At 39.7% G+C, this 12,594-nt stretch carries 11 protein-coding genes and 1 pseudogene; 9 read left to right on the plus strand and 3 right to left on the minus strand.

Annotation, left to right across the window (positions count from 1 at the left end; all coding sequences use genetic code 11):
• The first annotated feature begins 1 nt into the window (after window position 1).
• From Q4557_RS06925 to Q4557_RS19930, 6 genes and pseudogenes are all read left to right on the plus strand, one after another.
• The gene (locus tag Q4557_RS06925) at window positions 2-817 is read left to right on the plus strand and encodes a mechanosensitive ion channel family protein (RefSeq protein WP_303411636.1); all 816 of its coding nucleotides are present in this window, start codon (window positions 2-4) and stop codon (window positions 815-817) included.
• A 307-nt stretch (window positions 818-1,124) separates the two neighbouring features.
• Complete coding sequence (rpiA, locus tag Q4557_RS06930; protein ID WP_303411639.1) at window positions 1,125-1,787, plus strand: ribose-5-phosphate isomerase RpiA; 663 nt, start codon at window positions 1,125-1,127, stop codon at window positions 1,785-1,787.
• A 382-nt stretch (window positions 1,788-2,169) separates the two neighbouring features.
• The gene (locus tag Q4557_RS06935; RefSeq protein WP_102440488.1) at window positions 2,170-2,715 is read left to right on the plus strand and encodes an RNA polymerase sigma factor; all 546 of its coding nucleotides are present in this window, start codon (window positions 2,170-2,172) and stop codon (window positions 2,713-2,715) included.
• Complete coding sequence (locus Q4557_RS06940) at window positions 2,712-3,329, plus strand: anti-sigma factor (RefSeq protein ID WP_102440468.1); 618 nt, start codon at window positions 2,712-2,714, stop codon at window positions 3,327-3,329. Before Q4557_RS06935 ends, Q4557_RS06940 begins: the two co-directional genes overlap by 4 nt.
• Window positions 3,326-4,297, plus strand: coding sequence for a DUF4097 family beta strand repeat-containing protein (locus tag Q4557_RS06945; RefSeq protein ID WP_241903591.1), 972 nt, complete (start codon window positions 3,326-3,328; stop codon window positions 4,295-4,297). The genes Q4557_RS06940 and Q4557_RS06945 overlap by 4 nt, the downstream gene beginning before the upstream one ends.
• Before the next feature lie 30 nt (window positions 4,298-4,327).
• A pseudogene (locus tag Q4557_RS19930) lies at window positions 4,328-4,399 on the plus strand (GlyGly-CTERM sorting domain-containing protein); the annotation flags it as partial.
• Between the two features lie 160 nt (window positions 4,400-4,559).
• Here Q4557_RS19930 and Q4557_RS06950 read toward each other — a convergent pair.
• Both Q4557_RS06950 and Q4557_RS06955 read right to left on the minus strand, forming a co-directional pair.
• Window positions 4,560-5,243, minus strand: coding sequence for a Crp/Fnr family transcriptional regulator (locus tag Q4557_RS06950; RefSeq protein WP_102440467.1), 684 nt, complete (start codon window positions 5,241-5,243; stop codon window positions 4,560-4,562).
• Window positions 5,244-5,273: 30 nt separating this feature from the next.
• The gene (locus Q4557_RS06955; RefSeq protein WP_102440466.1) at window positions 5,274-5,708 is read right to left on the minus strand and encodes a DUF3069 domain-containing protein; all 435 of its coding nucleotides are present in this window, start codon (window positions 5,706-5,708) and stop codon (window positions 5,274-5,276) included.
• A gap of 1,180 nt (window positions 5,709-6,888) precedes the next feature.
• Here Q4557_RS06955 and Q4557_RS06960 point away from each other — a divergent pair.
• The 3 genes from Q4557_RS06960 to queG all read left to right on the plus strand — a co-directional run bounded on the left by Q4557_RS06960 (window position 6,889) and on the right by queG (window position 12,113).
• Window positions 6,889-8,784 (plus strand): tetratricopeptide repeat-containing diguanylate cyclase, encoded by a 1,896-nt coding sequence (locus Q4557_RS06960; protein ID WP_303411647.1) that lies wholly within the window; start codon window positions 6,889-6,891, stop codon window positions 8,782-8,784.
• A 3-nt stretch (window positions 8,785-8,787) separates the two neighbouring features.
• Window positions 8,788-10,743, plus strand: a complete 1,956-nt coding sequence (locus Q4557_RS06965; RefSeq protein WP_303411649.1) for a tetratricopeptide repeat-containing diguanylate cyclase — start codon at window positions 8,788-8,790, stop codon at window positions 10,741-10,743.
• 197 nt (window positions 10,744-10,940) lie between these two features.
• Window positions 10,941-12,113, plus strand: a complete 1,173-nt coding sequence (queG, locus tag Q4557_RS06970; RefSeq protein ID WP_303411770.1) for a tRNA epoxyqueuosine(34) reductase QueG — start codon at window positions 10,941-10,943, stop codon at window positions 12,111-12,113.
• A gap of 37 nt (window positions 12,114-12,150) precedes the next feature.
• Here the strand turns inward: queG and Q4557_RS06975 are convergent, their stop codons facing one another.
• Window positions 12,151-12,369 carry a dodecin gene (locus tag Q4557_RS06975; protein ID WP_076541563.1) on the minus strand — a complete coding sequence of 73 codons (219 nt, stop codon included), beginning with the start codon at window positions 12,367-12,369 and terminating at the stop codon, window positions 12,151-12,153.
• Window positions 12,370-12,594: the final 225 nt, after the last annotated feature.

The following is a 12,594-nucleotide window of genomic DNA, read 5'->3' on the forward strand; positions in this document are numbered from 1 at the left end:
TATGGAAGACTCTCGTAAAGCGTTACAGGCGATAGTGGATATTATTTCATTTGATAAACTATTTACCTTTGCTCTTGTATGCTTTTTTGCATGGCTGATATTGGTATTAAGTCAATTTGCCCTTAAACAGCTCACCCAGCAACTGCCTAAATATCGGCTATTGTGGAGTCGCTTATATCCCTTTATACGATTAATTATTTGGGCGAGCGTCATTGTCTATACCATAGTGGTCATCATCAACCCTCACGAAAATCTCATCCTCGCAGTAATTGGCTCAATTGGTATTGTCTTGGGTTTAGCGACTCAAGAGCCCGCCAAAAATATGATTGCAGGGCTGATTATAATGGTAAATCCACCTTATCGAGTCGGCGATATGGTGACACTGTCAGGCCATTATGGTGAAGTCATTAAGCTCGATTGGAGCGTCACTTGGCTGCGCACCTTTGATGATAATACCGTCATGGTGCCCAACGCTGAGGCAATTAAATCTGCGGTATCCAACGCCAATAGCGGCGCACTGGATGAAATGGTGGTCGTTGGGTTTTGTTTACCTATTGAGGTTGACCATCAAAAAGCCATGCAACTGGCAAAAGAGGCCACCCAATGCTCTCCCTACACCTTTTTAAATAAACCGATTATTGTCAATATAGCCAGCCACTACGACTACGGACAACACCTGATCATGCTAACCGTTAAGGCCTATGTCATGGATATCAGGCTAGAGCGTAAATTTAGCAGTGATATCAATCTTCGAGTGCTTAATGCCTTTAAACGCGCGCAGTTTTATCCTGTAACGAATAGTGTTGCTGACAGTTAAATAAATTCAGTGATATCAATTTACGGTCGATCAATGCTATTAAACACGCACAGCTTTATTCTGTAACGTCCTGTAATGCCCTATAACAAATAGTGTGGCTAGCAGTTAAATAAAATCAGTGATATCAATCTTCGGGGTTCAATACTTTTAAACACGCGCAGCTTTATCCTATAACGTCCTGTAACGAATAGTGTTACTGACAGTTAAATAAAATCAGTCAGTAACGTATCTGCTATGGCTTTGCATTTGATATACTTAACCAAATTTATTACTTACCATTGGTAGATTGCCACCTCAGGATGTTGATATGACCCAAGACGAAATGAAAAAAGCCGCTGGATGGGCTGCACTTAAATATGTTGAAGAAGGTTCAATTGTTGGTGTTGGAACAGGTTCAACGGTTAATCACTTTATTGATGCGTTAGCGACAATGAAAGATGACATTGAAGGCGCCGTATCAAGCTCTGAAGCCTCAACCCAAAAACTAAAAGGTTTAGGCATTGAAGTATTTGATCTCAATAGTGTCTCAGATCTATCTGTGTACGTTGATGGCGCTGATGAAATCAATGACCATATGGACATGATTAAAGGCGGCGGCGCGGCATTAACCCGTGAAAAAATTGTCGCGGCTGTGGCTAAAAAGTTTGTTTGTATTGTTGATAATACCAAGCAAGTTGAGATTTTAGGTGAGTTTCCACTGCCTATTGAAGTGATCCCAATGGCGCGCTCTTACGTTGCTCGTGAATTAGTAAAATTAGGTGGCGATCCGGTTTACCGTGAAGGTGTCGTCACTGACAATGGTAATGTAATTTTGGATATGTACAACTACCGCATTCTTGATCCTAAAACCTTAGAAAAGCAATTAAATGAAATTGTTGGTGTGGTCACTAATGGTTTATTTGCTAACCGCGGTGCTGATGTATTGCTGGTTGGCAGCCCAGATGGCGTTAACACGATTGTCGCCAAATAGTCCTAAAGGCTAGTTGCTTAAGTCCGGTAATTAAAGTTAATCGCACTGATAAAATGCTCAATTCACCATTGGGCATTTTTGTTTTTATAACCATAAAGCCCTTAAAGTTGTGCCAAGCCCCTATCCTACTTGCTTCCACTTAAAATTTTCACTTTAACCTTTCACACCTAAGCTTACTCAAGCAGATGCTTTTCAGCATTTTGACTCCCCATTGTAATCAAAAAAATATTTTATTTAATCAAGTAAACCTTTTAGCAACTTGCTAATGTCTAATCTAGTAACTCACATCACATTGGAATAATTGGTGAACTTAACCTCAAGCAATATCACAGACATTGATAATCAACTCAGCAGTAATACTCGCGCTGCTGAAGCTGGTGAAATCAATAATGCCTGCTTAGATGACGCTTTAGTGGCGAAAGCTAAGGGCGGCGATAAAGCAGCGTTTAAGCTACTTTATCAGCGCCATCAAGGCCGTGTGTATGCAATTTGTTTGCGTTTAAGTGGTAGCGCTGATCATGCCGATGAAATTTGCCAAGACTGCTTTGTCAGATTATGGCAAAAGCTAAATCAGTTTAATGGCGATAGTCAGTTTACGACTTGGTTATATAAGCTGTGTGTCCACCAAGCTATTAACAGCATGAAAGCAAAGCAAAGCTTTTGGCATCGATTTTTACCAGAATCGAGCTTGAGTGAGCATCATCAAAGTCTCAGCGAAAATCATCAAACGCAAAACGGCCATCAAGAGTATCACCGCCTTGATAAATTAATTATGCAACTGCCACAACGCACCCGCGTGGTGTTTGTACTGTGCGCAATTGAAGGTTATCAACATGATGAAGTTGCGCAGATTTTGGATATTGCCGTTGGCACCAGTAAAGCCCAATACCACAGAGCAAAGCAGATGCTACAGGAGATGTTGGCATGAAAAATAGCAATCAGCAGCAACAATTAACAAGGCTTATTGATAGCTTGCCAAAAGAGATCTCACCAAACAAAGATCTATGGCAAGACATTGAGGCGAAAATAAGCGCCCCAACAAATTCTTCAGTGCCAGCAAAGCAAACTGATGCTGCAACTCAGTACCGCAGCGCTAACTCGCAATACTGGCGACATCTTGCCGTTGCCGCCAGTATTAGTTTTGTATTGGTATTAGGCTGGCTATTAACAAGCCCTACAGCACAAAAGCCAAGCCTTGAGCCTATCACCGTCACAAATGCCCTTAGCAATCAGTCTACTGAAGATTTAATTGCCTTGGTTGATCAAATAGCCCTGACCCATCAACAGCAAATTAATGGCTTTGATGACAACAAATATACTGTTGGCATGCAGCTTGATGACCTTACTAATCCATTCAATAAGGGTTATAGCGAATTGCAGCTTGCATCAAAAGAGATCCAAAAAGCCCTTAAAAGCGATCCCAATAACAAGCAAGTGTGGGATTTATGGTTATGGGTAATGAAGCGCGAAATACAGCTGTTACAACAGCAACAACGCACCCCAATTAACACGACTCCATCGACTCAAGGAAATTCCATATGAACAATCAAACTAGTCAGTTTATCAGCCGACTTATCATTGGCGGCAGCCTGCTATTCACAACAACACTCATGACATCAACAATGGCCTTTGCAGCACAATCCGTTGAACAAGAAATGACGGTTAATGCGAAACCACAAATTGAGCTAAAAGTGCAGCGCGGCAAAGTAGAGATCATCGGCTGGGACAAAGACCTCATCACAGTATCCGGTCAGTTAGATGAATTGTCTGAAGGGTTTATCTTTGAGCAAAAAGGCAATCAAATCACTATTGAAGATAAGCTACCCAACAGCTATCGGGGTCATGATGAAGATGGCTCAAATTTAGTCATCAAATTACCCATAAAGCTAATGCTTGAAGCTGAAGGGGTTTCAGCAGATTACAAGATTGAAAATCTGTCAGGCGAAATAGACTTGGCATTAGTCAGTGGTAACTTAAAAGCTAACCACATGGATGGCGACATAAAACTACAAACAGTGTCAGGCAATATTGAGTCAGACAAGCTCAATGGCAAGCTTGAATTAGAAACCGTTTCTGGCGATATCAAGGATAAAAGCTCTGCAGGCAAAGCTCAGTATCGCCTCGTCAGTGGCGAGTTAGAGTCTAAAGATAACCAAGTCACTAAGCTTAGTATCGATCAAGTATCAGGTGATATTGAAGGCAACTTTAGCGCGGTAGAAAAAATCAAAATTGTCAGTGTCAGTGGCGATATCGACATCAGTTTAAGCGCCAAAGTCACTAAGGCATCATTTGATACGGTTAGCGGTGATGTTGAAGTCAAATTCACTCAAATGCCTAACCTGACATTTGAGATTGATGGTGGCCCAGGTGGCGATATTAATAACGAATTAACCGATGATAAACCGCTAAAAACTAAGTATTCAGCAAGAGAAAGCATCCAATTTACAACCGGCGATGCCACAGGTAAATTTAGCGTTAATACCATAAGCGGCAATATCGAATTGAAGTAGCGTTTTTATCTTCATGCTGCAGTTACAGGCGCTAGCATGGGGATCTTAAGTCTGATATTACTCGGCACATTAGGCGCTAAACGTCGCCGTAAACTACACTAGGATAGCATTCCAAACTAGTGCTTGGGCCTTCTACAAAGAAGGCCCTTTTTTTTCATTTAACGCCAGCTCACAACCTAACCCGAATAGCAGCTATAAACCCGTCGAGATTGTGACAATTCACTCGTATAACATAGTCATTCGTTTTACATAATCACTCGTATTACATTGTCACTCGTAGCGCTAATAATTCTGACAACCTTGTATAATCTAAAATAATCATCTTGCCTCTGACTAAATCAATATAGCCATCTTCAGCCAACTTATTGAGTACTTCATTGACTCGAGGGCGACTTACATTGGCAATTTCACTCAGTTGCTGCTGGGTGATTTTTAGTTCAATAACGGGCAAATCAATCATGCGTTTAGCACGTACTAATTCTAATAAAAAATGAATGATACGTTCTTCAATACCATAAAATGACAAGTGCATACCTTGAACCAGTTTAGGGGTATTACGGCGCATAATGCTATAAATAAACTTATAAATCTCAGGGTTAATGTTAGCTAACTCAGTGAGTTCACATTTAGGGAAAAACAAGCTGTTGATCGGTTCCAGTTCATTGGTATAAAGACTAATTTTAGGGAAAATCTCAACCGCTACAGCCCCAACCCACATTTCTTTACCAAATATAAAACTCGCTAAAGGGCGGTTATCAGCACTGGTGGTGGCAAATGTACCCAGACCATCGATACAGTAAAAATACCCCCGTTCACTGTCATCAGCCAGTAAGTTACTGTATTTCTCAATGCCTTGATCATCGACAGCAATATCCATGATCTCAGCTTTGGTTCTTTCGCTCAATTCACAGGGCCAGTTTATTTGTTTACGTAACGCGAGTGTCATTTATTCTCCAGTCAAACATTTCAGCAAGCGTTAAGCAGACATAACTTGTTTAAAGCTATTAAGCATTGAGCGATCTGTACGTGCTTTTTTTAATTTTCTAATACTTTCTTTTAATGATTGCTCTGCCAAGCGGCCAAATACACCATCATATTCTTTTTCATCAATTTCTTTTTCTGACTCAGCCTCATCTGCAATTTCTTGGGCAACACGGCTTAACTGCATCCACGCATTGGCAATATAAAAACCATGAAACTCCGCCTTGGGCAGTAATTTTTGTGCACTCGCAGGCATTGCTTGCCAGCTTTTAGCAAATAACTCAGCCTTGTCTTCAATTAGCTCATTAAACAAACCTTCATAAGCCTCAAGTAAAGTCTCTGGTAATTTATCCATCGGCAGCACTTTATTAGCGACATTAAAAGAAATCTGCTTTGCTGTTGCTTTATACTCTTCGCTTAGTTGACTCATTAGTTTGTTCTCTATTTCAATGATTAAGTTAGCGCCATGAATTCATGTGATTAACGCAGTTTGAGTAACTAAGTCGCATTAACAGCACTTAAAATGGCACAGGCATAAGGTTTCTATCGCAGAAAATACTGCCATTAAACCTTTAAGCTTTATGTTATTTAGCAACAGACTAGTATAAACGATATTATCAACGCCTTTATAGGTTATAGACATATATATTGGTTGTTTTTGTGAAGCTGCAAATACCTACCCAGTCAATAATGTGATCTTATCCAGTTAGATTAAAAGTGGCCCGTTAAACACATAAAATGAATGCAAACAACTTGACTCATGAATGATGATGCTTTTAACATTTATCGACTCTTTTTAAGGTGTTTTCACTATGGTAAACACAGTTAACGAACTATATTAGCAACAGCTGTTTTTAAAAGATGAAATAAACAATTAATCAGATTACCTCACAGTGCATTTAAACAAAAAAACGCGAGTAAATATTAACAAAAGCACAGGCTGAAGTGTTCTTTGTGTGACACATACTTATTTATTTACCCTTTTAAACAGAAGCTTAGCCATAACAGCGCTACTTATTCAGCTTTGATTGAACAAACCAAAATTTCTGTCATAATGTTGTGAAGCCAGTAAGTTAAATTAGCAATCTTTGATATAGATCTTATCTCTTTTTTTATTAACTTTTATGCCTGCTTAACGATTTATGCAGCTTTACGTAATTCGACATACCTAGATAGCTGCACCAGCAATAGTTACCAAGCTGATAACAATAAGTTAGTAAAGTTAAGTAAATTTATTGATACTCACCTGCAGAAAAAAGATATTATTGATCCTAGTGGCTAATTGAACTTTTTATATTGTTATCAAATACTAAATAATAAAATACAAAAATATTAATTCAGGGAAAAGTTGCATGGCCGATATTAAGCAAAGCGGCCAATTTTTAACCTGTAGCCTAACAATAAAAAGCACTGAGCACTGTTTTGCTCAAGTTGATTAGCACTTTTGTAAAAGTTGTGCTTAAAAGGATTGTTGCGAGTTAACAAGCCAGTTTACAGCCTTAGTTAACAAACAAAAACAGCATGAAGGAACTGCGTAAAGCAAGTATAAAAAATTGCATAATAATTATAATTCAACAATTAGCGTTTTTAACGGCCTTTACTGTCACAAGGTGAGTCGTTACATCAATCAGCTGCTGTTATTGTTGGTATTAGTCGGTTTACTGAATAGTGCTTCAGTGACTGCTTTTACTTTTGATAACAAGGCAGCTGATGACTTGTTCCATCAATTAAAAACAGAACAGATCACAGATTTACTTGTCATAGAGCAAACATTACTCAAACTCGAGAACATTATTGCCAGTAACGATATTGAGCGCCAGCAGCTGTTACTTACTGAGCAATGTAAAACCTTTAGCTCCAGTGACAGTGAGCAAAACAACAACTTTATTACCACGACAAACAACATTGAGCAGCAATCTTTTTTTAGTCCACAAATTCCAATTTTACTGAATTTATGTCGTTCAAAAGCATTCAGATACCTTGACCAACATAGCAGCGCGATTAAACTAAATCAGGCTGCACTTGAACAAGCCTTAGCACTAAATGACAAGCATATCATCGCCAAAGCCCATAATAACATTGCCAAACAAGCACTTTATCAAGGTCAGTTTTCCAAAGCGATTGATAGCTTCACTCAGTCTTTTGAGCTCAATCAACAAATAGGCTTACAGCATGCAGCTAGCTTAGACTTACTGAATTTAGCAGGTATTTACCGGCGCTCAGGCGATAACGAAAAAGCACTTTATTACTACAACAGAATAAAGGGTTACCTTAATAAAACCAGAGACTTAATGTTACTTGCCAATGTTGAAAACTCACTCGCTTATATAGAATTAGATCGCGGTGAATATCAGCAAGCACTGGAATACTTTGAAAAAGTCTATCAGGTCATCGAGGGGATCAATGATCCGCTTTACACCGCTAGAGTTGCGATTGATATGTCAGCGCCGCTGATTAAACTTGGCCGATTAGCAGAAGCAGAAAAGTGGCTAAATCAAGCTCGACCTTACATGACCCCCGAGATGTACTCTCACTATGGTTACATGCATAGTTATTATTTAGAGCTGCGCATGTTACAAGGCAACTATGCTAGCGCCTTTGAGCATTTCAATGCAGCAACAGCTAACTTTCAAAAGTATAATATGCAAAAAGGTTTAGCTATTAGTTATCAGTTAGCCAGTCAGTTATTTGCTATCCAAGCTGATTATAAGTCAGCTAACTACTGGCACCATCAGTTCTTAAGCATTCATAAACAACTCGATCAGTTAAGGCTGGACACCTATAATTCCGACATGAGACTCAAGTTTGACTCAGATAACCTAGAAGATAAACAAGCACAGTTAATTGAGTTCCAAGCGCTTAAAGACATTCAGCTTAATGCCGTAAAAACTCAGCAAAAATTACAATATACCGCCCTAGCAATGACACTTATCTTCTTGTTAATATTAATTATTTTAATTGTTAAGCTGCAAAAAAAGTCACAGCAATATCGACAAATAGCATTAAAAGATCCACTCACCAACATCCCTAATCGCTTACATGCCTACGAGGTCATGCAAAAGCTGCTAAAGCAAAAAGTGCAATTTTCTATCTTACTTATCGACGTAGATCACTTTAAGAGTGTCAATGACCGATTCGGCCATGACATCGGTGATATAGCACTACAACTCATTGCTCAAACTTGTCAGCAAAATTGCCGCGAGGAAGATACTGTGGCGCGTATTGGTGGTGAAGAGTTTCTGATCATTATGCCAAAGACAAATATCGAGCAATCGATGATTTTCGCTGAGCGAATTAATCATAAAATGAAACTTGTGAACTCACCGCAGTTAAACGATAACTTGATATTTTCAGTCAGTATCGGCATTACAAGCGTGATTGATGAAAGCAGTATTTCTACTATTTTGAAAAAAGCTGATATTGCCCTCTATGAGGCAAAAAATGACGGCAGAGACTGCTATAGGCATTATCAATATCTCCCAAACATCATTAAAGGAGAGCATTGATATATGCACAGCGGCAATCAAAAAAGCCTTTTTCACGGCATTAATAAAAACCTGTTTATCCAAATGCTAGTTCGTAAGCCATTGCTCATTATTGGCTTAGGTTTAACTATGCTCAGTATGAGTTTCTCAAGCTTTGCCAAAATAGAAAATCCTGAGTTTGATACACTCTTTAACGCCGCCGATCAAACCGATATTAACGATCCTAGTTTTCCGAAAATGGTTAAAGACCTTGAAAGCTTGCTCGATGTAGAAGATATCGAACGCACTTACTTGTTACTGCCTAAACAGTGTCTTAGTCATAATGTTTTCCATGGCGATGAAAATAAATTAGCCGATCAGTTCATTATTGATACCTTAAAAACTTATCCAGCAATGCCAGCAAGCACTCGAATAGAGTTAAAGCTCTGTGAAGCAACTATCATGCGTTACCGCGGCGATACCTCAGCGGCAAATGCCCTTATTCGTGAAAGTTTGTTAGCAGCAGAAGGGATTAACAATCGCCGCTTAATGGCTGATGCCTATTCACAGCTTGGTCAAATCGCCTCCTATACCGCTGATTTCGCGATGGCGCTGAAAAACTTATTATTGGCTCATGAGCTGTATAAAGAGTTTGATTTACCCACTAGACAGCACCTCAGCCTACTAGATTTAGCGGTCACTTATCGCCGTATGGGCGAAACGGACACCGCCCTAAAATATTATCTCCAGCTTGAGCAAGCCTTTACCAAGAGCAACCAGCTTGATTTAGCCATGATGGTAAAAATGGACATGGCCTATGCCTATGAAGATTTACGCCAATACCAAAAAGCTGCCGACCACTATTTAACCGTATTGGACCATTTTCAGACTATCTATACCGACCCTACATACCCTGCACGGGTCGCTGTAGATATGTCTTACCCACTTATTGAACTAGGCAAATATCAACTCGCCCTTGATTATCTCAAGAAATATGAAGATGTCATTGGCCCTAATGTAGATACTCATTATAGTTTTATGCAATTGTTCTTTGCCCAAGCTAAACATGGGTTAGGGCTCGAAGAGCAAGCAATACCGTACTTAGACAAGGCCACCGCAGGGTTTGAGCGCAATCACAATAAGCGCGGCCATGAAATGCTACTCAAATCAAAAATAGAGATATATGAATCCTTACAAGATTGGCAGCAAGCCTATGACGCACAAATTAGCCTGTATGAGATACATCAGTTAATTGATAAGGCGATGGAAAATCAAAGCAGCACTGAAATGCTAGTCAAGTTTGATAGTGAAAAAATTGAAGCTGAAAATGCTAAATTGATCGCATTCCAATTACTGAAAGAGCAACAGTTAGTCACCCAACAAGACAATAAAAGATTACAAATTATTGCACTAATACTGGGCGGTGCGTCATTAATATTACTGTTTATATTTACTCTCTACTCAAACAAGAAGTCGAAACAATTTAAACAGTTAGCATTGACCGATTTACTAACCCAGTTGCCAAACCGCCTTGCCTTGTATCAACAGGCAAATCAATTATTTAATAATGCCTTAATCAATCAGCAAACTTTGGCTATTGTGTCTTTTGATATCGATCATTTTAAGCAAGTAAATGACACCTATGGTCATGATGCTGGTGATACTGTCCTTAAAACATTAGCAGAGATCTGTACTAGCAAATTACCAGCAAACGCAGTCATTGGTAGAGTAGGTGGTGAAGAGTTCTTAGTGTTATTACCGCAAATTCGCTCCACTGCTGCGATATCACTAACACAAGCGATCATCGAGCACGTATCAAGTCATGATTTCTCAGCAATTAACCCCGAGCTAAAGGTCACCGTCAGTGCCGGGGTGAGCACTTATTATGATGAACAAACATTATCTGAACTGATAAAAAAATCAGACATGGCGCTTTACCAAGCCAAAAGAAATGGCCGAAATCAGCTATCGCACTACCATGATGACTCACAGAGGTTATAATAAAACAGTGGATCACTAACCTAGCGTAAATAGCTGTCATCATGCCTAATTCAAATATACCTCCTAATGCTAATCCAGCGGCTAATACTAATCCAGCGGCTAATACTAATACAGCGCTTAATGCTAGAGCAAAGGAGTCTGCCACAACCCCCTCAGGACTATTACAGCCATTAGCGCATAGCCTTTCAGCCACTGAGATGGCGGAGTTAGCTTACTTAATAAAGAGCTGGGCGTTTGAATTAGGGTTTTCTCAGCTTGGGATCACCGATACCGATTTAAAAAGCGAAGAGAGCAAGTTACAACAATGGCTCGATAATGGTTATCACGGGGAAATGGGCTATATGGCCAGCCACGGCATGATGCGCGCTCGCCCCCATGAGCTTCACCCTGGTACCGTTCGCGTACTCAGCGCCAGAATGGACTATTTACCGCCACAAGCGGGCTTTGCCACTAATTTATCAGACCCAAACTTAGGTTATATTTCTCGTTATGCAGGCGGCAGAGATTACCATAAACTGATTCGTAAACAGCTTAAAAAACTCGGTGATAAAATCGTGTCACACTGCCATAACTTAGAGCTTGATGGCATTGATTTCAGACCGTTTGTGGACTCTGCCCCAATCCTTGAACGGCCATTAGCGGAAAAAGCAGGTCTTGGCTGGACAGGTAAACATTCATTATTACTAAACCCTGAGGCTGGCAGTTGGTTCTTTTTAGGCGAAGTGTTAATTAACTTACCTTTGCCTGTAGATATTCCTATCCACCAAAGCTGTAATAGCTGCGTAGCCTGCATAAAATCATGCCCGACTAATGCCATATTAGACAACAATGTCGTCGATGGTCGCCGCTGTATCTCTTACCTCACCATTGAATTACAAGGCGTGATACCTGAAGAATTTCGCCAAGCCATTGGCAATCGCATTTATGGTTGTGATGATTGCCAATTAGTGTGCCCTGTTAACAGTAAAGCGCCGCTAACTCAGCAAACTGATTTTCATATTCGTAAACAACTGATCCAACCTGATTTACTAAGCTTGTTTGCTTGGACTGAAAAGCAATTTCTATCACTTACAGAAGGCAGCCCTATACGTCGAATTGGCCATAAAAGCTGGTTAAGAAACATTGCGATTGCCTTAGGTAACGCGCCGTTTAATCAGCAAATTATTGATGCGCTTAACCTACGCAGATGTAGCGATGAAGTCGATGAAATGGTCATAGAACATATTGATTGGGCACTAGCGCAACAAGCACTTAAACAGCAAGATTTAACCCCTGACGATAAAACAAAAACGGCGCCTAAAAGTCATTTAAGCCGTAAAACCTTGCGAGTGATCCGCAGTGTTGAAAAAGGCTTACCTAGAGACGCTTAAACCTTTTACTTATTGTCATCTTTCAGACACCACGTCTTCAATGAGGTGATTTCTGATCTAAAGTAAAACCGACTTTAATAGTGACTTGCCAGTGAGCAATTAAACCTTCTTCTAGGTGACCTCTGGTCTCAACAACCTGAAACCAACGTAAATGTTTAAGCGATTCATTAGCTGCTGCAATTGCATTTTTTATCGCATCATCAGAGCTGATAGGTGACGATCCTGTTAACTCAATAATTTTATAAGTGTGGCTCATTTATGACTCCAGTCATTTTAAACTCAATCAACATAGAAATTCAGTAAAGCAATACCAGTCTGAGTATAGATAAGCCTAGCAAAACTGCGTAGTCGCAGATTAAAAACCTCAAAAAGCCCTCTCTCAATGACCTTTAAACTAGTGATCACTTATTAAAGTCACTTTTTATAAAATCAAAAGCTGTAATTTTCACGTCAAAACAATCACAAAAGTTAACAATGAGAC

Source organism: Shewanella sp. 5_MG-2023 (assembly GCF_030547465.1).
In the GTDB taxonomy this organism is placed as follows: Bacteria; Pseudomonadota; Gammaproteobacteria; order Enterobacterales; family Shewanellaceae; genus Shewanella.